This window comes from Klebsiella sp. K-3, from assembly GCF_051207495.1.
Taxonomy (GTDB): domain Bacteria; phylum Pseudomonadota; class Gammaproteobacteria; order Enterobacterales; family Enterobacteriaceae; genus Klebsiella; species Klebsiella aerogenes.
Map to the genome: position 1 here is coordinate 450,027 of NZ_JBPNXF010000001.1, position 24,741 is coordinate 474,767.

At 54.8% G+C, this 24,741-nt stretch carries 24 protein-coding genes and 7 tRNA genes; 24 read left to right on the forward strand and 7 right to left on the reverse strand.

Annotated elements, in window-relative coordinates; translation table 11 throughout:
• The first annotated feature begins 13 nt into the window (after positions 1 to 13).
• The 23 genes from odhB to pnuC all read left to right on the forward strand — a co-directional run bounded on the left by odhB (position 14) and on the right by pnuC (position 16,455).
• On the forward strand, positions 14 to 1,234 hold the full coding sequence (odhB, locus tag ACSEMK_RS02125; protein WP_020079338.1) for a 2-oxoglutarate dehydrogenase complex dihydrolipoyllysine-residue succinyltransferase: 1,221 nt from the start codon (positions 14 to 16) through the stop codon (positions 1,232 to 1,234).
• Positions 1,235 to 1,338: 104 nt separating this feature from the next.
• A complete protein-coding gene (gene sucC / locus ACSEMK_RS02130; RefSeq protein ID WP_015367670.1) occupies positions 1,339 to 2,505 on the forward strand; it encodes an ADP-forming succinate--CoA ligase subunit beta in 1,167 nt (388 codons plus the stop codon).
• Complete coding sequence (sucD, locus tag ACSEMK_RS02135) at positions 2,505 to 3,374, forward strand: succinate--CoA ligase subunit alpha (protein ID WP_015367669.1); 870 nt, start codon at positions 2,505 to 2,507, stop codon at positions 3,372 to 3,374. The genes sucC and sucD overlap by 1 nt, the downstream gene beginning before the upstream one ends.
• 791 nt (positions 3,375 to 4,165) lie before the next feature.
• Entirely contained in the window at positions 4,166 to 5,734 is a 1,569-nt protein-coding gene (gene cydA, locus ACSEMK_RS02140) for a cytochrome ubiquinol oxidase subunit I (protein ID WP_015367666.1), read from the forward strand.
• A gap of 15 nt (positions 5,735 to 5,749) precedes the next feature.
• Positions 5,750 to 6,889: a cytochrome d ubiquinol oxidase subunit II gene (gene cydB / locus ACSEMK_RS02145; RefSeq protein WP_015367665.1), complete on the forward strand. Its 1,140-nt coding sequence runs from the start codon at positions 5,750 to 5,752 to the stop codon at positions 6,887 to 6,889.
• 15 nt (positions 6,890 to 6,904) lie between these two features.
• Positions 6,905 to 7,018: a cytochrome bd-I oxidase subunit CydX gene (gene cydX, locus ACSEMK_RS02150; RefSeq protein ID WP_004100325.1), complete on the forward strand. Its 114-nt coding sequence runs from the start codon at positions 6,905 to 6,907 to the stop codon at positions 7,016 to 7,018.
• Positions 7,018 to 7,308, forward strand: a complete 291-nt coding sequence (ybgE, locus tag ACSEMK_RS02155; RefSeq protein ID WP_087860209.1) for a cyd operon protein YbgE — start codon at positions 7,018 to 7,020, stop codon at positions 7,306 to 7,308. Before cydX ends, ybgE begins: the two co-directional genes overlap by 1 nt.
• A 160-nt stretch (positions 7,309 to 7,468) precedes the next feature.
• Positions 7,469 to 7,873, forward strand: coding sequence for a tol-pal system-associated acyl-CoA thioesterase (ybgC, locus tag ACSEMK_RS02160; protein ID WP_004859689.1), 405 nt, complete (start codon positions 7,469 to 7,471; stop codon positions 7,871 to 7,873).
• Complete coding sequence (gene tolQ / locus ACSEMK_RS02165) at positions 7,870 to 8,562, forward strand: Tol-Pal system protein TolQ (RefSeq protein WP_015704769.1); 693 nt, start codon at positions 7,870 to 7,872, stop codon at positions 8,560 to 8,562. Before ybgC ends, tolQ begins: the two co-directional genes overlap by 4 nt.
• Before the next feature lie 3 nt (positions 8,563 to 8,565).
• On the forward strand, positions 8,566 to 8,994 hold the full coding sequence (tolR, locus tag ACSEMK_RS02170; protein ID WP_015367661.1) for a colicin uptake protein TolR: 429 nt from the start codon (positions 8,566 to 8,568) through the stop codon (positions 8,992 to 8,994).
• 90 nt (positions 8,995 to 9,084) lie between these two features.
• On the forward strand, positions 9,085 to 10,425 hold the full coding sequence (tolA, locus tag ACSEMK_RS02175) for a cell envelope integrity protein TolA (protein ID WP_430914376.1): 1,341 nt from the start codon (positions 9,085 to 9,087) through the stop codon (positions 10,423 to 10,425).
• Between the two features lie 132 nt (positions 10,426 to 10,557).
• On the forward strand, positions 10,558 to 11,850 hold the full coding sequence (gene tolB, locus ACSEMK_RS02180; protein ID WP_015367659.1) for a Tol-Pal system beta propeller repeat protein TolB: 1,293 nt from the start codon (positions 10,558 to 10,560) through the stop codon (positions 11,848 to 11,850).
• A gap of 34 nt (positions 11,851 to 11,884) precedes the next feature.
• Positions 11,885 to 12,409: a peptidoglycan-associated lipoprotein Pal gene (gene pal / locus ACSEMK_RS02185; protein WP_004859700.1), complete on the forward strand. Its 525-nt coding sequence runs from the start codon at positions 11,885 to 11,887 to the stop codon at positions 12,407 to 12,409.
• Positions 12,410 to 12,418: 9 nt separating this feature from the next.
• A complete protein-coding gene (gene cpoB, locus ACSEMK_RS02190; RefSeq protein ID WP_411325808.1) occupies positions 12,419 to 13,222 on the forward strand; it encodes a cell division protein CpoB in 804 nt (267 codons plus the stop codon).
• A 161-nt stretch (positions 13,223 to 13,383) separates the two neighbouring features.
• Positions 13,384 to 13,459, forward strand: a tRNA-Lys gene (locus ACSEMK_RS02195).
• Positions 13,460 to 13,495: 36 nt separating this feature from the next.
• Positions 13,496 to 13,571, forward strand: a tRNA-Val gene (locus ACSEMK_RS02200).
• Between the two features lie 2 nt (positions 13,572 to 13,573).
• Positions 13,574 to 13,649: transfer RNA gene (locus tag ACSEMK_RS02205), tRNA-Lys, on the forward strand.
• A gap of 150 nt (positions 13,650 to 13,799) precedes the next feature.
• Positions 13,800 to 13,875: transfer RNA gene (locus ACSEMK_RS02210), tRNA-Val, on the forward strand.
• Between the two features lie 3 nt (positions 13,876 to 13,878).
• Positions 13,879 to 13,954 (forward strand) — tRNA-Lys (locus tag ACSEMK_RS02215).
• 46 nt (positions 13,955 to 14,000) lie between these two features.
• Positions 14,001 to 14,076 (forward strand) — tRNA-Lys (locus tag ACSEMK_RS02220).
• A gap of 132 nt (positions 14,077 to 14,208) precedes the next feature.
• Positions 14,209 to 14,284, forward strand: a tRNA-Lys gene (locus ACSEMK_RS02225).
• A gap of 372 nt (positions 14,285 to 14,656) precedes the next feature.
• Positions 14,657 to 15,700, forward strand: a complete 1,044-nt coding sequence (nadA, locus tag ACSEMK_RS02230) for a quinolinate synthase NadA (protein ID WP_046884155.1) — start codon at positions 14,657 to 14,659, stop codon at positions 15,698 to 15,700.
• A gap of 35 nt (positions 15,701 to 15,735) precedes the next feature.
• Entirely contained in the window at positions 15,736 to 16,455 is a 720-nt protein-coding gene (pnuC, locus tag ACSEMK_RS02235; protein WP_015367656.1) for a nicotinamide riboside transporter PnuC, read from the forward strand.
• On the opposite strand, the gene zitB is transcribed toward pnuC, so the two are convergent.
• A complete protein-coding gene (gene zitB / locus ACSEMK_RS02240) occupies positions 16,452 to 17,390 on the reverse strand; it encodes a CDF family zinc transporter ZitB (protein ID WP_430914375.1) in 939 nt (312 codons plus the stop codon). The two genes, pnuC and zitB, sit on opposite strands and share 4 nt — an antisense overlap.
• Positions 17,391 to 17,504: 114 nt before the next feature.
• The gene (locus ACSEMK_RS02245) at positions 17,505 to 17,876 is read right to left on the reverse strand and encodes a YbgS-like family protein (RefSeq protein ID WP_430914374.1); all 372 of its coding nucleotides are present in this window, start codon (positions 17,874 to 17,876) and stop codon (positions 17,505 to 17,507) included.
• 315 nt (positions 17,877 to 18,191) lie between these two features.
• Here ACSEMK_RS02245 and aroG point away from each other — a divergent pair, with 315 nt between their 5' ends.
• A complete protein-coding gene (gene aroG / locus ACSEMK_RS02250) occupies positions 18,192 to 19,244 on the forward strand; it encodes a 3-deoxy-7-phosphoheptulonate synthase AroG (RefSeq protein WP_015367653.1) in 1,053 nt (350 codons plus the stop codon).
• 110 nt (positions 19,245 to 19,354) lie between these two features.
• On the opposite strand, the gene gpmA is transcribed toward aroG, so the two are convergent.
• From gpmA to galE, 5 genes are all read right to left on the reverse strand, one after another.
• A complete protein-coding gene (gene gpmA, locus ACSEMK_RS02255) occupies positions 19,355 to 20,107 on the reverse strand; it encodes a 2,3-diphosphoglycerate-dependent phosphoglycerate mutase (RefSeq protein WP_015367652.1) in 753 nt (250 codons plus the stop codon).
• 234 nt (positions 20,108 to 20,341) lie between these two features.
• Positions 20,342 to 21,385 (reverse strand): galactose-1-epimerase, encoded by a 1,044-nt coding sequence (galM, locus tag ACSEMK_RS02260; RefSeq protein ID WP_430914373.1) that lies wholly within the window; start codon positions 21,383 to 21,385, stop codon positions 20,342 to 20,344.
• Complete coding sequence (gene galK / locus ACSEMK_RS02265) at positions 21,379 to 22,527, reverse strand: galactokinase (protein WP_213317971.1); 1,149 nt, start codon at positions 22,525 to 22,527, stop codon at positions 21,379 to 21,381. The genes galM and galK overlap by 7 nt, the downstream gene beginning before the upstream one ends.
• The gene (gene galT, locus ACSEMK_RS02270; protein ID WP_316424426.1) at positions 22,524 to 23,576 is read right to left on the reverse strand and encodes a galactose-1-phosphate uridylyltransferase; all 1,053 of its coding nucleotides are present in this window, start codon (positions 23,574 to 23,576) and stop codon (positions 22,524 to 22,526) included. Before galT ends, galK begins: the two co-directional genes overlap by 4 nt.
• A 31-nt stretch (positions 23,577 to 23,607) precedes the next feature.
• On the reverse strand, positions 23,608 to 24,624 hold the full coding sequence (gene galE, locus ACSEMK_RS02275) for a UDP-glucose 4-epimerase GalE (RefSeq protein ID WP_045364697.1): 1,017 nt from the start codon (positions 24,622 to 24,624) through the stop codon (positions 23,608 to 23,610).
• Positions 24,625 to 24,741 lie beyond the last annotated feature (117 nt).

The window sequence follows — 24,741 nt, forward strand, 5'->3', positions numbered from 1 at the left end:
TAAAGGATACACAATGAGTAGCGTAGATATTCTGGTTCCCGACCTTCCTGAGTCCGTAGCTGACGCAACCGTCGCCACCTGGCACAAAAAACCGGGCGACGCGGTAGTCCGCGACGAAGTTCTGGTCGAAATCGAAACTGACAAAGTGGTACTGGAAGTACCGGCATCAGCGGACGGCATTCTGGATGCAGTACTGGAAGACGAAGGCGCCACCGTGCTGTCTCGTCAGATTCTGGGCCGCCTGCGTGAAGGCAACAGCGCCGGTAAAGCCGCTGATGCGAAAGCTGATACTAAAGAGTCCACCCCGGCTCAGCGTCAGCAAGCGTCTCTGGAAGAGCAAAGCAACGACGCGCTTAGCCCGGCTATCCGTCGTCTGCTGGCTGAACACAGCCTCGACGCGGCGGCGATTAAAGGCACCGGCGTTGGCGGCCGTCTGACCCGCGAAGACGTTGAGAAGCATCTGGCGAGCGCGCCGGCGAAAGCTGAAGCGAAAGCGCCAGCCGCTGCTGCGGCGCCGGTTGCGCAACTGGGCCACCGCTCTGAAAAACGCGTACCGATGACCCGTCTGCGTAAACGCGTTGCCGAGCGTCTGCTGGAAGCGAAAAACTCTACCGCCATGCTGACCACGTTCAACGAAGTCAACATGAAGCCGATTATGGATCTGCGTAAGCAGTACGGCGAAGCGTTCGAAAAACGTCACGGTATCCGTCTGGGCTTCATGTCCTTCTACGTGAAAGCGGTGGTTGAAGCGCTGAAACGCTACCCGGAAGTGAATGCTTCTATCGATGGCGACGACGTGGTTTATCACAACTACTTCGACGTAAGTATGGCGGTTTCTACGCCGCGCGGCCTGGTGACTCCGGTTCTGCGTGACGTTGACCTGCTGGGCATGGCGGATATCGAAAAGAATATTAAAGAGCTGGCAGTGAAAGGCCGTGACGGCAAGCTGACCGTAGATGACCTGACCGGCGGTAACTTCACCATTACCAACGGCGGCGTATTCGGTTCTCTGATGTCCACGCCGATCATCAACCCACCGCAGAGCGCCATCCTGGGTATGCATGCCATTAAAGACCGTCCGATGGCGGTGAATGGCAAGGTAGAAATTCTGCCGATGATGTACCTGGCGCTCTCCTACGACCACCGTCTGATCGATGGACGTGAATCGGTAGGCTTCCTGGTAGCGATTAAAGAGCTGCTGGAAGATCCGACTCGTCTGCTGCTGGACGTGTAGTAGTCACAATGGCCCGGTGCGTCTGCCCGGGCCAATAAAAACATCATCGGCCTGCAATTGTGTCGGCTACATGATAACGATTACCTGAAGGATGGACTGAACACATGAACTTACATGAATATCAGGCAAAACAACTTTTTGCCCGCTATGGCTTACCGGCGCCGGTGGGTTATGCCTGTACTACTCCGCGTGAAGCAGAAGAAGCCGCTTCAAAAATCGGCGCGGGTCCGTGGGTAGTGAAATGTCAGGTTCACGCTGGTGGCCGCGGTAAAGCGGGCGGTGTGAAAGTAGTTAAGAGCAAAGAAGAGATTCGCGCTTTTGCTGAGCATTGGCTGGGCAAACGCCTGGTGACTTACCAAACAGATGCTAACGGCCAGCCGGTAAACCAGATCCTGGTTGAAGCGGCGACCGATATTGATAAAGAGCTGTATCTGGGCGCGGTTGTTGACCGTAGCTCCCGTCGCGTGGTGTTCATGGCGTCTACCGAAGGCGGCGTGGAAATCGAAAAAGTAGCGGAAGAAACCCCGCACCTGATCCACAAGATCGCCATCGATCCGCTGGCGGGCCCGATGCCTTACCAGGGTCGCGAACTGGCGTTCAAACTGGGTCTGGAAGGTAAACAGGTTCAGCAGTTCACCAAGATCTTCATGGGTCTGGCGACCATCTTCCTGGAGCGCGATCTGGCGCTGATCGAAATCAACCCGCTGGTTATCACCAAGCAGGGCGACCTGATCTGCCTCGACGGTAAACTGGGCGCTGACGGCAACGCGCTGTTCCGCCAGCCGGATCTGCGTGAAATGCGCGACCAGTCTCAGGAAGATCCGCGCGAAGCTCAGGCGGCGCAGTGGGAACTGAACTACGTTGCCCTCGACGGCAACATCGGTTGCATGGTTAACGGCGCAGGCCTGGCGATGGGTACCATGGACATCGTTAAGCTGCACGGCGGCGAACCGGCTAACTTCCTCGACGTTGGCGGCGGCGCGACCAAAGAGCGCGTGACCGAAGCGTTTAAAATCATCCTCTCTGACGACAACGTTAAAGCGGTTCTGGTTAACATCTTCGGCGGTATCGTACGTTGCGACCTGATCGCTGACGGCATCATCGGCGCGGTTGAAGAAGTGGGTGTTAACGTACCGGTTGTTGTACGTCTCGAAGGTAACAACGCCGAACTGGGCGCGAAAAAACTGGCTGACAGTGGCCTGAATATTATTGCAGCGAAAAGTCTGACGGACGCAGCACAGCAGGTTGTTGCCGCAGTGGAGGGGAAATAATGTCAGTTTTAATTAATAAAGACACCAAGGTTATCTGCCAGGGCTTTACCGGTAGCCAGGGTACATTCCACTCTGAACAAGCGATCGCTTACGGCACTCAGATGGTTGGCGGCGTAACGCCAGGTAAAGGCGGCACCACCCACCTGGGCCTGCCGGTATTTAACACCGTGCGCGAAGCCGTTGAAGCCACCGGCGCGACTGCGACCGTCATCTACGTTCCGGCGCCGTTCTGCAAAGACTCCATTCTGGAAGCTATCGACGCGGGCATTAAGCTGATCATCACCATCACCGAAGGTATCCCGACCCTGGATATGCTGACCGTGAAAGTGAAGCTGGACGAAGCTGGCGTTCGCATGATCGGCCCGAACTGCCCGGGCGTTATCACTCCGGGCGAATGCAAAATCGGCATCATGCCTGGTCACATTCACAAGCCGGGTAAAGTGGGCATCGTTTCCCGTTCCGGTACCCTGACCTATGAAGCGGTTAAGCAGACCACCGACTACGGCTTCGGCCAGTCTACCTGCGTCGGTATCGGCGGCGACCCGATCCCGGGCTCCAACTTCATCGATATCCTGAAAATGTTCCAGGAAGACCCGCAGACCGAAGCGATCGTCATGATCGGTGAAATCGGCGGCAGCGCGGAAGAAGAAGCGGCAGCTTACATTAAAGAGCACGTGACTAAGCCGGTTGTCGGCTACATCGCGGGCGTTACCGCGCCGAAAGGCAAGCGTATGGGCCACGCCGGCGCCATCATCGCTGGCGGTAAAGGTACTGCTGATGAGAAATTTGCTGCGCTGGAAGCGGCCGGTGTGAAAACCGTTCGCAGCCTGGCGGATATCGGCGAAGCGCTGAAAGCAATCATCAAGTAAACCCTCACTGCTCCTCAGGAGCAGACTAATGTCCGATTTCGACATGGTTGGCCACCGTCAGGTGGCCTTTTTTTTGCCTTGTCGTCATGCCGCAGGCTCTCCCTTGCGTTAAAAAACGCTATTGTATTGATTTGATGAATATTATTGGGAATAATCACTCGCCGCTTTCCGGGGGAGGGGAGATGGTTAATTTTATGTGAAAATAAACAGAAAAACGCAGACGTTATTTTTTGCATTTCGATTGGGAAAAATAGTGTGACCGGTCTAACATTATTAGGATCGCATCATTTCTTACCTTAAATTGGTCAAAGTTAAAATTATATTACCTATAATTCTCATCTCTCTCTTTTTAGTAACCGCTAGCGGCAGACTTTAAACACATTTTTAACATCAATTTCACTGTTATTCTTTATTGCGCCACATAATTAACATGGGCGGGAAAAATTGATTTATATCAATGCTTAATACTTGGAAAAAATCCCCAAAAAACGTTAAATTGTCGCAAATCAAATTGGCCTATTCAGGGCATTTTCGCTATATATTGATCACCGTCGAAAAATGTAAAGCTGGAACAATAAAATCCTATTTATTGTAAGGTTATTGCGGCGTAATATATTAGAGAATCATTTGGTTTTTTCGTTAACGTATTTGTAACCTTTGCGAGGGCTCTGTTTCATCGCCAGATGAGCAGTAACGTACCAGGGAGCAAATAATTTTGTATTGGGGCATGCGTATGAACCTGAATTTTGGGTTCGTTCTCGGAGTCTTCATGCGATGAGCAAGGAGTCATGATGTTAGATATAGTCGAACTGTCGCGCTTACAGTTTGCCTTGACCGCGATGTACCACTTCCTTTTTGTGCCGCTAACGCTCGGTATGGCGTTCCTGCTGGCCATCATGGAAACGGTCTACGTCCTTTCCGGCAAACAGATTTATAAAGATATGACCAAGTTCTGGGGCAAGTTGTTTGGTATCAACTTCGCTCTGGGTGTCGCAACCGGTTTGACCATGGAGTTCCAGTTCGGGACTAACTGGTCTTACTATTCTCACTATGTGGGCGATATCTTCGGTGCGCCGCTAGCCATTGAAGGTCTGATGGCCTTCTTCCTCGAATCTACCTTTGTAGGTCTGTTCTTCTTCGGTTGGGATCGTCTGGGCAAAGTTCAGCACATGGCGGTGACCTGGCTGGTCGCGCTGGGGTCTAACCTTTCCGCGCTGTGGATCCTTGTGGCCAACGGCTGGATGCAGAACCCGATCGCATCGGATTTCAACTTTGAAACCATGCGTATGGAGATGGTCAGCTTCTCCGAGCTGGTCCTGAACCCGGTTGCTCAGGTTAAATTCGTCCACACCGTGGCCTCCGGCTATGTGACTGGCGCGATGTTCATCCTTGCCATCAGCTCCTGGTACATGCTTAAAGGCCGTGATTTCGCCTTTGCTAAGCGCTCCTTCGCGATTGCTGCAAGCTTTGGTATGGCCGCTATCCTCTCCGTTATCGTCCTCGGCGATGAGTCCGGTTACGAAATGGGTGACGTGCAGAAAACCAAACTGGCGGCGATTGAAGCGGAATGGGAAACTCAGCCGGCGCCGGCTGCCTTTACCCTGTTTGGTATTCCCGACCAGGAAGCGCAAACCAACCACTTCTCCATCCAGATCCCTTACGCGCTGGGTATCATCGCTACCCGCTCGGTGGATAAGCCGGTTATCGGCCTGAAAGATCTGATGGCGCAGCATGAAGAGCGTATCCGTAACGGGATGAAAGCCTATGCGCTGCTGGAACAGCTGCGCGCCGGTTCCACCGATCAGGCGGTACGCGATCGGTTCAATGATGTTAAGAAAGACCTCGGTTATGGCCTGCTGCTCAAGCGCTATACCCCGAACGTCGCTGACGCCACGGAAGAGCAGATCGCTAAAGCGACCAAAGACTCTATTCCGAGCGTAGCGCCGCTGTACTTCGCCTTCCGTATCATGGTGGCGTGCGGCGTACTGATGCTGTTGATTATCGGCGCCTCTTTCTGGACCGTGATTCGCAACCGCATTGGCGAGAAAAAATGGCTGCTGCGCGCCGCGTTCTTCGGTCTGCCGCTGCCGTGGATTGCCGTTGAAGCGGGCTGGTTTGTTGCCGAGTATGGCCGTCAGCCGTGGGCGATTGGTGAAGTGCTGCCTACAGCGGTGGCGAACTCATCGCTGACCGCGGGCGATCTGATCTTCTCGATGTTGCTGATCTGCGGTCTGTATACGCTGTTCCTGGTGGCTGAACTGTTCCTGATGTTCAAGTTTGCCCGCAAAGGACCGAGCAGCCTGAAAACGGGTCGCTATCACTTTGAACAGTCCTCCGCGGCTATTCAGTCGGCACGCTAAGACAGGAGTCGTCAAATGATCGATTATGAAGTATTGCGTTTAATCTGGTGGCTACTGATCGGCATTCTGCTGATTGGCTTTGCCGTCGCCGACGGTTTCGACATGGGGGTGGGCATGCTCACCCGTTTCCTCGGTCGTAATGACACCGAGCGTCGAATCATGATCAACTCCATCGCCCCGCACTGGGACGGAAACCAGGTGTGGCTCATCACCGCCGGCGGCGCGCTGTTTGCTGCCTGGCCGATGGTATACGCCGCCGCGTTCTCCGGTTTCTACGTGGCGATGATTCTGGTGCTGGCGTCTTTATTCTTCCGTCCGGTGGGCTTTGACTACCGTTCCAAGATTGAAGATACCCGCTGGCGCAACATGTGGGACTGGGGCATCTTCGTGGGGAGCTTTGTGCCGCCGCTGGTTATCGGCGTGGCTTTCGGCAACCTGCTGCAGGGCGTACCGTTCCATATCGATGAGTATCTGCGTCTGTACTACACCGGCAACTTCTTCCAGCTGCTGAATCCGTTTGGCCTGCTGGCGGGTATCGTCAGCGTGGCGATGATCCTGACGCAGGGCGCGACCTACCTGCAGATGCGTACCGTAGGCGAACTGCATCTGCGCACTCGCACCGTCTCCACGGTGGCGGCGCTGGTGACGCTGGTCTGCTTCGCGCTGGCGGGCGTTTGGGTCTACTACGGCATCGACGGCTATGTGGTGAAATCGGTGCTGGATCATACCGGCCCGTCTAACCCGCTGACCAAAGAAGTGGCGCGTGAAGCCGGCGCGTGGATGGTGAACTTTAACAATATGCCAGCGCTGTGGGCTATTCCTGCCCTGGGCGTGGTGCTGCCGCTGCTGACCGTCGCGTCAACAAAAGCAGATAAAGGCGCCATGGCGTTCCTGTTCTCCTCGCTGACGCTGGCCTGCATCATCCTGACCGCGGGTATCGCGATGTTCCCGTTCATCATGCCGTCCAGCACGATGCTGAATGCGAGCCTGACGATGTGGGATGCCACCTCCAGCCAGCTGACGCTGAATGTGATGACCTACGTGGCTATCGTGTTTGTGCCGATTATCCTCGGCTACACCACCTGGTGTTACTGGAAGATGTTTGGCCGCATTACCCGCGAAGACATCGAAAAGAACACCCACTCGCTGTACTAAGGTAAGGAGCTATATATGTGGTACTTCGCATGGATTTTGGGAACGCTGCTTGCCTGTGCCTTTGGGGTGATTACCGCGCTGGCGCTTGAGCACGTGGAAGCCACCAAAGCAGGTAAAGAAGAGCATTGATGAAAATTATCGCGACCCTTTACGCGATAATGGACAAGCGCCCGTTAAGGGCGCTTTCCTTATTATTGGCGCTGCTGCTGGCAGGCTGCATCTTCTGGGATCCGTCGCGCTTTGCGGCGAAGACCAGCGAGCTTGAAATCTGGCATGGATTCTTGCTGATGTGGGCGGTGTGCGCTGGCGTCATTCACGGTGTGGGCTTCCGTCCGAAAGCCGTGCACTGGCAGGGGATTTTTTGTCCGCTTATCGCTGATATCGTTCTCTTCGCAGGCCTGATCTTTTTCTTCTTTTGAAAGATAAGAGTATAAGAGAAGTCTGTTAACCGCATGGGCTTGCATAAGCCCATAAAAATTTACTCGCCGTTTACTTTCTCCCATTCCAAACCACGATTCCCGCGCGTATAGTAGCGAAGTTTGAAAGCACTACTCTTTTTTTGCATTACCGGGATGTAAAGTGAATACAACGCTGTTTCGATGGCCGGTCCGGGTCTACTACGAAGATACCGATGCCGGTGGTGTGGTTTACCACGCCAGTTACGTCGCTTTTTATGAAAGAGCACGCACAGAGATGCTGCGCCACCATCACTTCAGTCAGCAGGTTCTGTTGGCTGAACGAGTTGCCTTTGTCGTTCGCAAAATGACGCTGGAGTATTTTGCGCCCGCCAGACTCGACGACATGCTCGAAATCCAGACGGAAATTACCTCGATGCGAGGCACCTCTTTGGTTTTCACGCAGCGAATCGTCAACGCCGAGAATACAGTTTTGAACGAAGCTGAAGTTCTCATTGTGTGCGTTGATCCACTCTTAATGAAGCCTCGTGCGCTTCCCAAGTCTATTGTCGCGGAGTTTAAGCAGTGACTGACATGAATATCCTTGATTTGTTCCTGAAGGCGAGCCTTCTGGTTAAACTTATCATGTTGATTTTGATTGGTTTTTCTATCGCTTCCTGGGCTATTATTATTCAGAGAACGCGTATCCTCAATTCCGCCAGCCGCGAAGCCGAAGCGTTTGAAGATAAGTTCTGGTCCGGCATTGAACTGTCTCGCCTGTACCAGGAGAGCCAGGGCCGTCGCGATAGTCTCGCCGGTTCCGAGCAGATTTTTTACAGCGGCTTTAAAGAGTTCGCTCGTCTGCATCGCGCCAACAGCCATGCGCCGGAAGCGATTGTCGAAGGGGCGTCGCGCGCGATGCGTATCTCGATGAATCGCGAACTGGAAACGCTGGAAACGCATATTCCGTTCCTTGGCACCGTGGGTTCTATCAGCCCGTATATCGGCCTGTTCGGTACCGTCTGGGGGATCATGCACGCCTTTATCGCCCTCGGCGCGGTGAAGCAGGCGACGCTGCAGATGGTTGCACCGGGGATCGCGGAAGCGCTGATCGCCACGGCAATCGGTCTGTTCGCCGCCATCCCGGCGGTTATGGCCTACAACCGTCTGAACCAGCGCGTGAACAAACTTGAACTGAACTACGACAACTTTATGGAAGAGTTCACCGCTATTCTGCACCGTCAGGCGTTTACCAGCAGCGAAAGCAATAAGGGGTAAGCCATGGCCAGAGCACGTGGACGCGGACGTCGCGAACTGAAGTCCGAGATTAACATCGTTCCGCTGCTGGATGTCCTGTTGGTGCTGTTGCTGATCTTCATGGCGACAGCGCCGATCATTACGCAGAGCGTGGAAGTCGATCTGCCGGACGCCACGGAGTCGCAAGCGGTGAAAAGCAACGATGAACCACCGGTTATCGTTGAAGTCTCCGGAGTAGGGCAGTACAGCGTGAAAGTCGGTCAGGAAACGTTGTCTCAGTTGCCGCCGGAGCAGGTCATTGCTGAAGCGAAGCGCCGACTCGAAGCGAATGAGAAGACGGTGTTCCTTATCGGCGGCGCGAAAGATGTGCCTTACGATGAAATTATTAAAGCGCTTAACCTGTTGCATAGTGCAGGGGTTAAATCGGTTGGCTTAATGACCAAGCCTATTTAATCGGCCCGCAAAGCGAGCGGCGGTGGATATCGATAGCATTCCGCCGTTGCTTTTAAGCGGCAACAGGCGAACAGTTTTTGGGAACCGATAGTGTCAAAGGCAACCGAACAAAACGATAAGCTTAAACGAGCGATCATAGTTTCAGTGGTGCTGCACATCATTCTGATTGCGCTACTGATCTGGAGTTCGTTCGATGAGCATCTGGATGCTTCTGCCGGCGGCGGCGGAGGTTCATCCATTGATGCAGTCATGGTCGATCCAGGCGCGGTAGTCAACAACTACAACCGCCAGCAACAGCAGCAGTCCAGCGCGCGTCGCGCGGCCGAGCAGCGAGAAAAGCAGGCTCAGCAGCAGGCTGAAGAGCTGCGGGAAAAACAGGCGGCCGAGCAGGAACGCCTGAAGCAAATGGAACAAGAACGTCTGCAGGCGCAGGAAGCGGCGAAAGAAGCGAAAGAACAGCAGAAACAGGCTGAAGAGGCCGCAGCTAAGGCTGCCGCCGCGGCAAAAGCGAAAGCGGATGCCCAGGCGAAAGAGGCGCAGGAAGCTGCCGCCAAAGCCGCCGCTGATGCCAAAGCTAAGGCCGATGCTCAGGCGAAAGTCGCGGAAGCGGCTGCCGCTAAGGCGGCGGCTAAAGCGGCTGCCGACGCCAAGAAGCAGGCGGAAGCCGAAGCGGCCAAAGCCGCCGCGGATGCGCAGAAGAAAGCCGAAGCGGAAGCTGCGAAAAAAGCTCAGCAGGATGCAGAGAAGAAAGCGCAGCAGCAGGCCGAGAAGAAAGCCCAGCAGGAAGCGGCGAAACAGGCTGCGGCAGAAAAGGCCGCCGCTGAGAAAGCCGCTGCCCAGAAAGCTGCCGCGGAAAAAGCAGCCGCCGAGAAGGCCGCTGCTGAAAAAGCCGCAGCAGCCGAAAAAGCCGCAGCAGCCGAAAAAGCCGCCGCCGCCAAAGCTGCCGCCGCAGAAAAAGCGGCGGCTGATAAAGCGGCCAAAGCCGCCGCCGCGAAGGCCGCCGCGGCTAAGAAAGCCGCTGCCGCTAAAGAAGCAAGCGGTGTTGACGATCTGCTCGGCGATCTGAGTTCAGGTAAGAATGCGCCGAAAGGTAACACCAGCGGTAGCGCTGGGGGCACTTCTCCTGCTAAAGGAAGTAAGCAGGGGCAGGGTGGAGCATCTCAGGCTGAGATTAACAACTATAGTCAACTGGTTCAGAATGCCATTAGAGGCCATCTCTATGACTGGGATACCTATAAGGGCAAAACCTGTACTTTGCGTGTGAACCTGGCTCAGGATGGAACATTGTTGAGTGTGAAATCTGAAGGCGGCGATCCGGCGTTCTGTCAGCAAATGCTGGCGGCGACAAACCGGATGACGAAGTTCCCTAAACCGCCGTCACAGGCTATTTATGAAACATTCAAAAATGCGCCACTGGACTTTAAACCATAAGTAGAAAATTCCCCGTGCAAGCGGGGAAAAACAATCTATGGTAGTCACAGGGTTTTGGTAGTTTTGTGTATTTGGGTTTGTTAACATTCTGCTAAATTATCGTGGGCTTTCCGCCCGGATAAGGGAGATATGATGAAGCAGGCATTACGAGTAGCATTTGGTTTTTTGATGCTGTGGGCGGCGGTGCTGCACGCAGAAGTACGCATCGAGATCACCCAGGGGGTGGACTCGGCGCGCCCCATCGGTGTGGTGCCATTCCAGTGGGCTGGCCCGGGCGCTGCGCCTGAAGATATTGGCGGCGTGGTAGCGGCTGACCTGCGTAACAGCGGCAAGTTTAATCCGCTGGATCGCTCGCGCCTGCCTCAGCAGCCGGGTAGCGCTCAGGAAGTGCAGCCTGCGGCATGGTCTGCGCTGGGCGTTGACGCCGTGGTCGTAGGCCAGGTGACGCCAAACCCTGACGGTTCTTACCAGGTTGCCTATCAGCTGGTGGATACCGGCGGTGCGCCGGGTACCATCCTGTCGCAAGGCTCTTTTAAAGTGACCAAGCAGTACCTGCGTTATGCCGGACATACTGCCAGTGACGCGGTATTCGAAAAGCTGACCGGGATTAAAGGCGCTTTCCGTACCCGTATCGCTTATGTGGTTCGCACCAACGGCGGCCAGTTCCCGTATGAGCTGCGCGTCTCTGACTACGATGGCTACAACCAGTTCCTGGTTCACCGTTCATCGCAGCCGCTGATGTCGCCGGCATGGTCTCCGGACGGTTCTAAACTGGCCTATGTGACCTTCGAAAGCGGCCGCTCCGCGCTGGTAGTCCAGACGCTGGCGAATGGCGCAGTCCGTCAGATTGCTTCCTTCCCGCAGCATAACGGCGCACCGGCCTTCTCGCCGGACGGCAGCAAACTGGCATTCGCACTGTCGAAAACCGGTAGCCTGAACCTGTACGTGATGGACCTCGGCTCCGGCCAGATTCGTCAGGTGACTAACGGTCGCAGCAATAACACCGAACCGAGCTGGTTCCCGGATAGCCAGAATCTGGCGTTTACTTCCGACCAGGCTGGCCGTCCTCAGGTGTATAAAGTCAACATCAACGGCGGTACGCCGCAGCGTATTACCTGGGAAGGTTCGCAGAACCAGGATGCTGACGTCAGCGCTGATGGTAAAATTATGGTAATGGTGAGCTCGGCCAACGGTCAGCAACACATTGCTAAGCAAGATCTGGAAGCGGGTGGTGTACAGGTTCTGTCATCAACGTTTTTAGATGAAACGCCAAGTCTGGCACCTAACGGCACTATGGTAATCTACAGCTCTTCTCAGGGGATGGGATCCGTGCTGAATCTGGTTTCTACAGATGGGCGTTTCAAAGCGCGTCTTCCGGCAACTGATGGACAGGTAAAATTCCCTGCCTGGTCGCCGTATCTGTGATAATAAATAATTGATTATTAAAGGAATCAAAGAAATGCAACTGAACAAAGTGCTGAAAGGGCTGATGATCGCTCTGCCGGTTATGGCAATCGCGGCGTGTTCTTCCAACAAGAACGCCAGCAACGACCAGAGCGGTGAAGGCATGCTGGGTGCCGGCACTGGTATGGACGCTAACGCTAACGGCGGCAACATGTCTTCCGAAGAGCAAGCTCGTCTGCAGATGCAGCAGCTGCAGCAGAACAACATCGTTTACTTCGATCTGGACAAGTACGATATCCGTTCTGACTTCGCTGCAATGCTGGATGCGCACGCTAACTTCCTGCGTAGCAACCCGTCCTACAAAGTGACCGTAGAAGGTCACGCGGATGAGCGCGGTACTCCGGAATACAACATCGCTCTGGGTGAGCGTCGTGCTAACGCCGTTAAGATGTATCTGCAGGGCAAAGGTGTTTCTGCTGACCAGATTTCCATCGTTTCTTACGGTAAAGAAAAACCTGCAGTACTGGGTCATGACGAAGCGGCATATGCCAAAAACCGTCGCGCCGTACTGGTTTACTAAGAGAATTGCATGAGCAGTAACTTCAGACATCATTTATTGAGTCTGTCGTTACTGGTTGGCATAGCGGCCCCCTGGGCCGCTTTTGCTCAGGCGCCAATCAGTAGTGTCGGCTCAGGCTCGGTCGAAGACCGCGTCACTCAACTTGAGCGTATTTCCAATGCTCACAGCCAGCTTTTAACCCAACTCCAGCAACAACTCTCCGATAACCAAAGCGATATTGATTCCCTGCGCGGTCAGATTCAGGAAAATCAGTATCAGCTCAATCAGATTGTCGAACGCCAGAAGCAGATTCTGCAACAGATCGACGGGCTGACGAGCGGTGGCGGAGCAGCAGCGGCAGGCGCGCAGGCGCAGGCTCCATCGTCTTCTGGCGATCAGAGTTCGGCTACCGCCAGTACAGCGCCGGCGGCCTCTTCTGGGGCGCCTGCGATGACCGGGGATGCCAACACCGATTACAACGCGGCTATTGCGCTGGTTAAAGATTCGTCCCGCCAGGATGACGCGATGGTGGCGTTTCAGAACTTCGTCAAGAAGTACCCGGATTCAACCTATCAGCCGAACGCCAACTACTGGCTCGGACAGTTGAACTACAATAAGGGGAAAAAAGACGATGCGGCATATTATTTTGCCTCGGTGGTGAAAAACTATCCGAAATCCCCGAAAGCGCCGGATGCGATGTTTAAAGTCGGCGTTATCATGCAGGACAAAGGTGACACCGCTAAAGCGAAAGCGGTTTACCAGCAGGTGGTCAGCAAATTCCCTGGCACCGATGGTGCGAAACAAGCGCAAAAACGCCTTAACGCCCTGGGTTGATTATGGCATGACCAGAAATCGCGTTATTTCTGGTCTTGTCGCACGAAACCCAAGCAGTTAAGTGATCTTTATCGAAATTTTAGTTGCGCTGAAATCTGAAATCAGTAATATATGCCGCCGTTGCCAAGGGATATCGAACAAGCCCAAAGCGACGCCAGAGTGGGTCGTTAGCTCAGTTGGTAGAGCAGTTGACTTTTAATCAATTGGTCGCAGGTTCGAATCCTGCACGACCCACCACTAATTAGTTTTAATTGTAGTATCCAGCGTAGTATCGGGTGATTAGCTCAGCTGGGAGAGCACCTCCCTTACAAGGAGGGGGTCGGCGGTTCGATCCCGTCATCACCCACCACCGGGTCGTTAGCTCAGTTGGTAGAGCAGTTGACTTTTAATCAATTGGTCGCAGGTTCGAATCCTGCACGACCCACCATTTTTAGCATCGAACTTCGATGTTAAACGTGAAGGATAACGTTGCTTCAGCAACGGCCCGTAGGGCGAGCGAAGCGAGTCATCCTGCACGACCCACCATCTTAATGATGGGGTCGGTGGAAGCAGTATCGGTAGTATCCAGCGCAGTATCGGGTGATTAGCTCAGCTGGGAGAGCACCTCCCTTACAAGGAGGGGGTCGGCGGTTCGATCCCGTCATCACCCACCACTCGGGTCGTTAGCTCAGTTGGTAGAGCAGTTGACTTTTAATCAATTGGTCGCAGGTTCGAATCCTGCACGACCCACCAATTTCAGTATTGGTGTCGAGTAAAATTATTCAGGTAGTACCAGAGCGGGTCGTTAGCTCAGTTGGTAGAGCAGTTGACTTTTAATCAATTGGTCGCAGGTTCGAATCCTGCACGACCCACCAATCTTTAACGGTGGTTTCTGGTAGAACGTGAAGGATAACGTTGCGATAGCAACGGCCCGAAGGGCGAGGCAAAGCCGAGTCATCCTGCACGACCCACCATCCTGAATGATTACAGCAGTAAAATCCCGCAAGGGGTCGTTAGCTCAGTTGGTAGAGCAGTTGACTTTTAATCAATTGGTCGCAGGTTCGAATCCTGCACGACCCACCAAATTCAACATTTATCTCAGATGTTGAGCGTGAAGGATAACGTTGCGTCAGCAACGGCCCGTAGGGCGAGGCGAAGCTGAGTCATCCTGCACGACCCACCAATGTAAAAAGGCGCCCTAAAGGCGCCTTTTTGCTATGCGTCATTCTCCACAATCAACTCCATGTTCGCACTACGCTTACCTTGACTCCATAGCGCACGAACCGGTAGCCCGGGAAGATGCGCAGCATCGTCCCCGGGGAATACAAAATTCATCACGACATTTCGCTTGCGATCGGCTATCTTGTTTAGCATATAAAACACAAGAACCGTATTAAGGCGATACATAGCGATATTTACGGTTTCAAAGTTAAGCCAGTAAAACGAGATTGCATGATGAGCGTAATGTTTGATCCTGAAACGGCGATTTATCCTTTCCCGCCAAAACCACAACCGTTGAACCGTGACGAAAAAGTGTTTTACCGCGAGAAAATTAAACGCCTGCTGCGTGAACGCGACGCCGTGATGGTGGCGCATTACTACACCGATCCTGAAATTCAGCAACTGGCCGAAGAGACCGGCGGTTGTATTGCCGACTCGCTGGAAATGGCGCGTTTTGGCGCGCGTCACCCGGCCTCCACGCTGCTGGTTGCCGGAGTGCGTTTTATGGGCGAAACGGCCAAAATTCTCAGTCCGGAAAAGACCATTTTGATGCCGACGCTGAATGCGGAATGTTCGCTGGATCTCGGCTGTCCCATTGATGACTTTAACGCGTTTTGCGATGCTCACCCGGATCGCACCGTGGTGGTCTATGCCAATACGTCAGCGGCGGTAAAAGCGCGCGCCGACTGGGTAGTGACTTCCAGCATCGCGGTGGAGTTGATTGAGCATCTCGATAGCCTCGGACAAAAGATACTTTGGGCGCCGGACCGCCACCTTGGCCGCTATGTACAGCGCCAGACCGGGGCCGACGTGCTGTGCTGGCAGGGCGCCTGCATCGTCCATGATGAATTCAAAACCCAGGCGCTGGCGCGCATGAAGGGGCTCTACCCCGACGCGGCGATCCTGGTGCATCCGGAATCACCGCAGGCGATTGTCGACATGGCGGATGCGGTAGGATCAACCAGCCAATTAATTGCCGCGGCGAAAAGCCTGCCGCAGCGCCAGCTTATCGTGGCAACCGATCGCGGGATCTTCTATAAAATGCAGCAGGCGGTACCGGAAAAAGAGCTGCTGGAAGCGCCTACGGCAGGTGAGGGCGCAACCTGTCGCAGCTGCGCCCATTGTCCATGGATGGCGATGAACGGCCTGAAAGCGATAGCGGAAGGGTTAGAGCAGGGCGGCGTTGAACACGAAATTCACGTTGACGCCAAACTGCGTGCCGGGGCATTAATTCCGCTTAACCGTATGCTGGAATTTGCGGCTACACTACGGGGATAACTCATTACCGCGTCGCGTTACGCTTAGGGGATAAAATGGATTTTTTCAGTACGCAGAATATTTTAGTGCATATACCGATCGGCGCCGGTGGCTACGATCTGTCGTGGATTGAGGCTGTGGGGACCATCGCCGGCCTGTTGTGCATCTGGCTGGCGAGCCTGGAAAAGATTAGCAACTATGCCTTCGGCCTGGTGAACGTGACGCTTTTTGCGATCATCTTCTTCCAGATCCAGCTGTACGCCAGCCTGCTGCTGCAGCTGTTTTTCTTCGCGGCGAACGTTTACGGTTGGTACGCGTGGTCCAGGCAGACCAGCGATAACGAAGCGGAACTGAAAATTCGCTGGCTGCCGCTGCCAAAAGCGCTGGCCTGGCTGGCGGGCTGCGTGGTGGCTATCGGCCTGATGACGGTGTTTATTAACCCGGTGTTTGCCTTCCTGACCCGTATCGCCGTCAACCTGATGCAAATGCTCGGGCTGCAGGTGGCGATGCCGACGCTGGAACCGGATGCTTTCCCATTCTGGGATTCCTGCATGATGGTGCTGTCGATTGCCGCGATGGTGTTGATGACGCGTAAATACGTGGAGAACTGGCTGCTGTGGGTGATCATCAACGTCATTAGCGTGGTGATATTCGCTCTTCAGGGCGTGTATGCGATGTCGCTGGAATATTTGCTGCTGACGTTCATTGCCCTGAATGGCAGCCGGATGTGGATTAACAGCGCGCGTGAGCGGGGTTCTCACGCGCTTTCACGTTAATGGTGATGATGATGCTCATGTCCGGAATGCGCCAGATTCAGGTGGCATTCCGGGCCGCTGCAGGGGCGATACTCCATCTGTACCGTCACATGCTCAATTTCATATTTATGCTCAATAAAATGCTGGATGCTATCAAGTAGCGCATCGTGATCGTGCGGCGGCACGACCTGTACGTGCAGCGTCATCACCGGTTTTTCCCCCACCAGCCAGACGTGAACGTGGTGAACGTCGCGGACTTCAGGAATTGAGCGGCGTAGATCGCGGCCTAATGCTTCGACATCCAGCGAGCGCGGCGCGCCCTCCAACAACTCATTCATACTCTCCTGCAGCAATCGCCAGGCGCTGCGCAGTACTAAACACGACACCAGCACCGAGAGGATCGGGTCAATCGGCGTCCAGCCGGTCATCAGAATGACGATAGCGGCCACGATGGCGCCGACGGAACCCAATAGATCTCCCAGCACATGCAGTGCCGCCGCGCGAACGTTAAGATTACTTTCGGCGCTGCCGCGGTGCAGGATCCAGAAGGCGATGATATTGGCCAGCAGGCCGGCGACGGCGATGACCATCATGGTTTTTCCCGCCACCGGCTGCGGATGGTTAAAACGCTGTACCGCTTCCCAGAAGATGAAAATCGTAATGACCACCAGGGCGATGGCGTTGACGAAGGCGGCGAGAGTGGTTAAACGCAGCCAGCCAAAGGTGTGGCGGCTATTTGGCGGCCGGCTGGCGAAGCGCACCGCCAGCAGAGCGAACAGGAGGGCGGCGGAGTCGGTGAGCATATGTCCGGCATCGGCCAGCAGGGCCAGGGAACCGGAAATGACGCCGCCGATGGCCTCAATAATCATAAAGCCGGCGGTTACGATAAAAGCCCAAAGCAGCCGGTTGGCGTTACTGTTTTCGCCAGCAGGGGTCGGTGAATGTGCATGCGCCATGATGTCATCCCTTAATAGTTATCATTATTACACTATGACATCTTACCGAAATTCAGCGAACAAAGGGATCAAGGTGAGCACTGCCACCTCGATCCCTTATCTCATCCGTTTCAATTACTGCGAGGTGCCATCCGTTTTGCTGGCATCGTTGTTCATGCCATTGCCGCTTTCCATTTTTTTATCCGTGTCCGGACAGCGTCCATCTTTGCACATGCTGTTTTTATGGACCTCCTCGCTCGACATGCCGTCATGATTCATTGTCGAACCATCAGGGTGAAGCATGGTGCCGCCGGAGTTAATTTTGTCGTTATCGACATTATTTGGCGCCACGTTTTCACGGGCATCGGGCGCAACCTGTCCGGCATCAGCGGCGGAATTGGCCTGACCGTTGTTCGATTGCGCGCCGCTATCGGCGGCCAGCGCGGCGCCGCTGGCTAAGCTTAAGGTGGCGGTGAGAAGTAGGGCTGTGAGTTTATTCATATTCATCGGATACTCCTGCTTAGTCGATTTGCTGGCTAAACGCGGCCAACAGAGATGTGCCAGGGATCTGCGGTGCTATGGTTTAACACTCCGCCTTAGCGTGAGGATTTAAAATATAATACTGAAAATAAACATTTAATTGGATGTTGCAGTTAAAAATTGTAGTTGGCTGGCAGGATTTCGCTACTTTATGGCGTATTTTTCCCTAATTCCAGGATTATTCCATCGTCAGTGTAAAATCACGTTTACACTTTTTGACCGAAGAGATAGATTGGAAGGATTGCATTTCATTATATAAGTATGGCAACGCCTGGAAAGAAGATGAATTATCAGAACGACGATTTACGCATTAAAGAGATCAACGAATTATTACCTCCCGTTGCGCTCCTGGAAAAATTCCCCGCTACCGAAAATGCTGCTAATACCGTTGCACATGCTCGCAAAGCGATTCACAACATCCTCAAAGGCAACGACGATCGTCTGCTGGTGGTCATTGGTCCGTGCTCTATTCACGACCCTGCCGCGGCGAAAGAGTATGCCAGCCGCCTGCTGACGTTGCGTGAAGCGCTTAAAGGCGAGCTGGAAATCGTTATGCGCGTCTATTTTGAAAAACCGCGCACCACCGTCGGTTGGAAGGGGCTAATTAACGATCCGCATATGGATAACAGCTTCCGCATTAACGACGGGCTGCGTATCGCGCGTAAGCTGCTGCTGGAAATCAACGACAGCGGTCTGCCAGCGGCGGGCGAGTTCCTTGACATGATCACCCCGCAATATGTGGCGGACCTGATGAGCTGGGGCGCAATCGGCGCGCGTACCACTGAATCCCAGGTGCACCGTGAACTCTCTTCCGGCCTCTCGTGCCCGGTTGGCTTCAAAAATGGCACCGATGGCACCATCAAGGTCGCTATCGATGCGATCAATGCAGCTGGCGCGCCGCACTGTTTCTTATCGGTAACGAAGTGGGGCCATTCCGCTATTGTGAACACCAGCGGCAACAGCGATTGTCATATCATTCTGCGCGGTGGTAAAGAGCCGAACTACAGCGCTCAGCACGTTGCCGAAGTGAAAGTGGGTCTGGCAAAAGCCGGTCTGCCGGCGCAAATCATGATCGACTTCAGCCACGCTAACTCCAGCAAGCAGTTTAAAAAGCAGATGGAAGTCGGCGCCGATGTGTGCCAGCAGATTGCCGGCGGTGAAAACGCGATTATGGGCGTGATGATTGAAAGCCACCTGGTGGAAGGCAATCAGAGCCTGGAAAGCGGCGAACCGCTGACCTATGGCAAGAGCGTGACCGACGCCTGCATCGGCTGGGAAGATACCGAGACCATCCTGCGCCAACTGGCGGATGCGGTTAAAGCGCGCCGCGGCTAACCAGCGCTTTGCCATCGCTGGCAGCCTTCGCGTTATGTCAGCAATAGCTAAAAATAAAAAAGCGTGGAAAATTCCACGCTTTTTTGTTGGCGAAATAATTCAGTTGCGTATTACTTCGCTTTACCCTGGTTAGCGACAGCCGCGGCCTTCGCAGCGATTTCGTCAGCATTGCCCAGGTAGTAGTGTTTGATCGGCTTGAAGTTTTCATCGAACTCATAGACCAGCGGTACGCCGGTCGGGATATTCAGTTCGAGGATTTCGTCTTCGCCCATGTTGTCGAGGTATTTCACCAGCGCACGCAGGGAGTTACCGTGAGCGGCGATAATAACGCGCTCGCCGCTTTTCAGGCGTGGCAGAATGGTTTCGTTCCAGTACGGTACGACACGGTCAATGGTCAGCGCCAGGCTCTCGGTGGTAGGCAGTTCCGCATCGGTCAGCTTCGCGTAACGCGGATCGTGGCCCGGATAACGTTCATCGTCTTTGGTCAGTTCCGGCGGGGTGACGGCAAAGCCGCGACGCCACTGTTTAACCTGTTCGTCGCCATACTTCTCAGCGGTCTCCGCTTTGTTCAGGCCCTGAAGTGCGCCGTAATGACGTTCGTTCAGTTTCCAGGATTTCTCAACCGGCAGCCAGGCCTGATCCAGTTCGTCGAGCACGTTCCACAGGGTGTGGATGGCACGTTTCAGCACGGAGGTATAAGCAAAATCAAAGCTGAAGCCTTCTTCCTTCAGCAGTTTACCTGCCGCTTTCGCTTCGCTAACGCCTTTTTCAGACAGGTCAACGTCGTACCAACCGGTGAAACGGTTTTCGTTGTTCCATTGGCTCTCGCCGTGACGAACTAGTACCAGCTTAGTTACAGCCATTCTCTTACTCCTCCTACACGCAACCCGACTACTGTGGTGTATGTGTTTATTGATTGATAACTATTCTCATTATATTGCCGTGATTTGCCTCACGGCAATGCTTATCCCTAACCATAGCGAAAATAGTGACGCAGTGTAAGATGCTTGTAATACACCGGTTAGTTTTTTGTCTTTTAGCGGTGCAAATTAGAGCAAAAAGGCGAAAAAAAACCCTCCGCAGGGAGGGTTATGACGTTATCCGGCGATAAACTGATATTCCGTCAGGCTAACGTACTCGGCGCCGGGCCGTAATACGCAATCTGGCTGCGGCCAGTGCGGATGATTTGGGGAGTCCGGCAGGAACTCGCTCTCCAGCGCCAGCCCTTGCCAGTCGCCGTAAGGTTGACTGCCGCGCGATGGCGTGCCGCCGAGATAGTTGCCGGAATAAAACTGCAGCGCCGGGGCGGAGGTGTACACCGTCAGCTGTAGCTTTTCATCCTGCGACCAGACATGCGCCGCCGGCTGGCGGGCATCGCCTTTGGCCTGCAGCAGAAAGGCATGATCGTAACCTTTCACTTTTTGCTGGTCAGCATCGGCAAGGAACTCGTGGGCAAGCACCTTTGGCGCGCGGAAATCAAAGCTGGTGTACTCCACGTCGCGCAAATCGCCATACGGAATACCATCGCTCTCCACCGGCAGATACTGGTCGGCGAAGATCTGCAGGCGGTGGTGGCGCACGTCGCCCTGCGCGCCGTCGAGGTTAAAATAGACATGGTTAGTCATATTGACCGGGCAGGGCTTATCAACGGTGGCGCGATACTCAATGGCGATACGATTATCGTCAGTCAGGCGAAAGCGCGCGGTTGCCTGCAGATGGCCCGGGAAACCCTGATCGCCATCGGCGGAGTCGAGCGCAAACAGCACCTGGGTGTCGTCGTGGCTGACAATTTGCCAGCGACGCTTGTCGAAGCCGTCCGGCCCACCGTGGAGCTGGTGGCCGGCCTCGTTCGACGGGGTTAAATTCACGATTTCGCCATCGAGCGTGAAGCGGCTGTTGGCGATACGGTTAGCGTAGCGGCCGACGGACGCACCCAGAAATGCCGCCTGCTGGCGATATTGCTGCGGCGTGGCGCAGCCCAGTAACGCTTCGCGCAGGCTACCATCGGCAAGGGGCACTTGCGCGGAGAGTAGCGTTGCGCCCCAGTCCATCACCGTCACCGTCATCCCGGCGTTATTACGCAGCGTTAGCACGTTCCACGGCTGTCCGTCGGGCGCGAGTTCGCGGGTTGGCGTTAGCATTGGCCGGCTCCCTGGGATGGTTTGCAGACGTAAAAAGTCTCTTTAATGCCGGTTTTCGCTTCATACTGAGCGGCAACCGCCTGCTGTACTTTTTCAACCAGTGCTTCCGGCATCAGGGCAACGATACAGCCGCCAAAGCCGCCGCCGGTCATCCGCACGCCCCCCTGGTCGCCGATAACCGCTTTGACAATCTCAACCAGCGTATCAATTTGCGGTACGGTGATCTCAAAATCATCGCGCATGGAAGCGTGAGACTCCGCCATCAGTTGGCCCATACGCTGCAGGTCGCCGTTTGCCAGCGCGCTCGCCGCTTCGACGGTACGGGCGTTTTCGGTTAATACATGGCGCACGCGTTTCGCCACAATCGGGTCCAGCTCGTGGGCCACGGCATTAAACTGCGCAAGTTCAACGTCACGCAGAGCAGGCTGCTGGAAGAAACGCGCGCCGGTTTCACACTGTTCGCGGCGGGTGTTGTATTCGCTGCCGACCAGCGTGCGTTTAAAGTTGCTGTTGATAATCACCACCGCGACGCCTTTCGGCATCGACACCGGTTTGGTGCCCAGGGTGCGGCAGTCAATTAGCAGCGCATGATCTTTTTTACCCAGCGCCGAAATAAGCTGGTCCATAATGCCGCAATTACAGCCGACAAACTGGTTTTCCGCTTCCTGGCCGTTAAGGGCGATTTGCGCGCCGTCGAGCGGCAGATGATACAGCTGCTGGAACACGGTGCCGACGGCGACTTCCAGCGACGCCGAGGAGCTTAACCCCGCGCCCTGCGGTACGTTGCCGCTGATGACCAGATCGGCGCCGCCGAAGTGGTTATTGCGCTTCTGCAGATGTTTGACCACGCCGCGTACGTAGTTTGACCACTGCTGGGTGTCGTGGCTAACGATGGGCGCATCGAGGGAAAACTCGTCGCGCTGGTTATCGTAATCGGCGGCAATGACCCGCACGATACGGTCAGAACGCGGCGCGCAGCTGACTACGGTTTGATAGTCAATGGCGCACGGCAGCACGAAACCATCGTTGTAATCGGTATGTTCGCCAATCAGGTTGACGCGGCCCGGCGCCTGAATGACGTGACTAGCAGGGTAGCCAAACTGTTCAGCAAACAGCGCCTGGGTGTTCTCTTTCAGACTCATTGTTCAACTCCTGATTCACGAAAATGGATATCGCTAACGGCACGTAACTTTTCGGCGGCTTGTTCCGCCGTGAGATCGCGCTGGGTTTCGGCTAGCATTTCGTAACCGACCATAAATTTGCGCACCGTGGCGGAGCGCAACAGCGGCGGGTAAAAGTGAGCGTGCAGCTGCCAGTGTTGATTATCTTCGTTATTAAACGGCGCGCCGTGCCAGCCCATGGAGTAGGGGAAGGAGGTCTGGAACAGGTTGTCGTAACGGCTGGTCAGCTTTTTCAGCGCCAGCGCCAGGTCGTGGCGCTGGGCTACGGTTAAATCGGTCAGACGCTGGATATGCGCTTTTGGCAGCAGCAGCGTCTCAAAGGGCCAGGCCGCCCAATAGGGGACCACGGCCAGCCAGTGTTCGGTTTCTACAACGGTACGGCTGCCGTCGGCCAGTTCGCGTTGCACATAATCCACCAGCATCGGCGAACCCTGCTCAGCGAAATATTTCTTTTGCAGACGGTCCTCACGTTCCGCCTCATTGGGCAGGAAACTGTTGGCCCATACCTGGCCGTGAGGGTGCGGATTGGAGCAGCCCATCGCCGCGCCTTTATTTTCGAAGACCTGGACCCAGGGATAACTTTTCCCAAGGTCCGCGGTCTGCTCTTGCCACGTTTTAACCACGCCTTCCAGTGCTTCAATGCTCAGTTCCGGCAGCGTTTTGCTGTGGTCTGGCGAAAAGCAGATAACCCGACTGGTGCCGCGCGCGCTTTGGCAGCGCATCAGCGGATCGTCGCTCTCCGGGGCGTCCGGAGTATCGGTCATCAATGCCGCAAAATCGTTGGTAAACACGTAAGTGCCGGTGTAATTCGGGTTAGTGTCGCCGGTGACGCGGGTATTACCCGGGCACAAGAAACAATCCGCATCGTGCGCGGGCAACGTTTGTTTTGCCGGCGTCTCCTGCGCCCCTTGCCAGGGGCGCTTGGCGCGATGCGGTGAAACCAGAATCCACTGCCCGGTTAACGGGTTATAACGACGGTGCGGATGGTCGACGGGGTTAAATTGCGTCATGGTATTTCCTTAGAGCCTTACCTTTAGGCTATTAGTCCGGATAACCCTGCGGATGACGGGACTGCCAGTGCCAGGTGTCCTGCGCCATTTCGTCAAGGTTGCGCGTCACGCGCCAGTTCAGCTCGCGGTCGGCTTTGGCGGCGTCAGCCCAATAGGCCGGGAGATCGCCATCGCGGCGCGGCGCGAAGTGATAATTAATCGGTTTACCGCAGGCTTTGCTGAAGGCGTTGACCACGTCCAGCACGCTGCTGCCGACGCCTGCGCCAAGGTTGTAGATATGAACGCCGGCTTTATTCGCCAGTTTTTCCATGGCCGCGACGTGGCCGTCGGCGAGGTCCATCACGTGGATGTAGTCGCGCACGCCGGTGCCGTCTTCGGTCGGGTAGTCGTTACCGAATATTGCCAGTGATTCGCGGCGGCCAACGGCAACCTGGGCGATATACGGCATCAGGTTGTTCGGGATGCCCTGCGGATCTTCGCCCATATCGCCTGATGGATGCGCGCCGACCGGGTTGAAGTAGCGCAGCAGCGCGATGCTCCAGTCCGGCTGGGCTTTCTGCAGGTCGGCGAGGATCTGCTCAACCATCAGTTTGCTTTTACCGTAGGGGCTTTGCGGGGTACCGGTCGGGAAGCTTTCAACATAAGGGATCTTTGGCTGGTCGCCGTAGACGGTTGCGGAGGAGCTAAAAATAAAGTTTTTAACGCCGGCTGCGCGCATAGCGGAAACTAATTTAAGTGTACCGGTGACGTTATTGTCGTAATATTCCAGCGGTTTGGCGACGGACTCGCCGACGGCTTTCAGGCCGGCAAAATGGATCACCGCTTCAATAGCGTGATCGTGCAGAATTTCCGTCATCAGCGCTTCATTACGAATATCGCCTTCGACAAAGGTGGCTTTCTTGCCGCCGAGACGTTCAATGACCGGCAATACGCTGCGTTTACTGTTGCAGAGATTGTCGAGAATAATCACATCATGTCCCTGCAGCAGCAGCTGTACGCAAGTATGACTTCCAATGTAACCGCTACCACCTGTGACCAGTACTTTCATGATTCGCTCCAATAGGCTTATCGTGTGAGAAGAAGATAGCATACCAAAGAAGGCAAAAGTGTGACACAGGCTAAAATAGTGGAATCGTTTACACTTGATGGTGTATTAAGACTGATT

Coding starts and splice junctions, on each gene's coding strand:
- odhB (WP_020079338.1), top strand. CDS start 14: ATGAGTAGCGTAGATATTCTGGTTCCCGACCTTCCTGAGTCCGTAGCT.
- sucC (WP_015367670.1), top strand. CDS start 1,339: ATGAACTTACATGAATATCAGGCAAAACAACTTTTTGCCCGCTATGGC.
- sucD (WP_015367669.1), top strand. CDS start 2,505: ATGTCAGTTTTAATTAATAAAGACACCAAGGTTATCTGCCAGGGCTTT.
- cydA (WP_015367666.1), top strand. CDS start 4,166: ATGTTAGATATAGTCGAACTGTCGCGCTTACAGTTTGCCTTGACCGCG.
- cydB (WP_015367665.1), top strand. CDS start 5,750: ATGATCGATTATGAAGTATTGCGTTTAATCTGGTGGCTACTGATCGGC.
- cydX (WP_004100325.1), top strand. CDS start 6,905: ATGTGGTACTTCGCATGGATTTTGGGAACGCTGCTTGCCTGTGCCTTT.
- ybgE (WP_087860209.1), top strand. CDS start 7,018: ATGAAAATTATCGCGACCCTTTACGCGATAATGGACAAGCGCCCGTTA.
- tolR (WP_015367661.1), top strand. CDS start 8,566: ATGGCCAGAGCACGTGGACGCGGACGTCGCGAACTGAAGTCCGAGATT.
- tolB (WP_015367659.1), top strand. CDS start 10,558: ATGAAGCAGGCATTACGAGTAGCATTTGGTTTTTTGATGCTGTGGGCG.
- pal (WP_004859700.1), top strand. CDS start 11,885: ATGCAACTGAACAAAGTGCTGAAAGGGCTGATGATCGCTCTGCCGGTT.
- cpoB (WP_411325808.1), top strand. CDS start 12,419: ATGAGCAGTAACTTCAGACATCATTTATTGAGTCTGTCGTTACTGGTT.
- nadA (WP_046884155.1), top strand. CDS start 14,657: ATGAGCGTAATGTTTGATCCTGAAACGGCGATTTATCCTTTCCCGCCA.
- pnuC (WP_015367656.1), top strand. CDS start 15,736: ATGGATTTTTTCAGTACGCAGAATATTTTAGTGCATATACCGATCGGC.
- zitB (WP_430914375.1), bottom strand. CDS start 17,390: ATGGCGCATGCACATTCACCGACCCCTGCTGGCGAAAACAGTAACGCC.
- ACSEMK_RS02245 (WP_430914374.1), bottom strand. CDS start 17,876: ATGAATATGAATAAACTCACAGCCCTACTTCTCACCGCCACCTTAAGC.
- aroG (WP_015367653.1), top strand. CDS start 18,192: ATGAATTATCAGAACGACGATTTACGCATTAAAGAGATCAACGAATTA.
- gpmA (WP_015367652.1), bottom strand. CDS start 20,107: ATGGCTGTAACTAAGCTGGTACTAGTTCGTCACGGCGAGAGCCAATGG.
- galM (WP_430914373.1), bottom strand. CDS start 21,385: ATGCTAACGCCAACCCGCGAACTCGCGCCCGACGGACAGCCGTGGAAC.
- galK (WP_213317971.1), bottom strand. CDS start 22,527: ATGAGTCTGAAAGAGAACACCCAGGCGCTGTTTGCTGAACAGTTTGGC.
- galT (WP_316424426.1), bottom strand. CDS start 23,576: ATGACGCAATTTAACCCCGTCGACCATCCGCACCGTCGTTATAACCCG.
- galE (WP_045364697.1), bottom strand. CDS start 24,624: ATGAAAGTACTGGTCACAGGTGGTAGCGGTTACATTGGAAGTCATACT.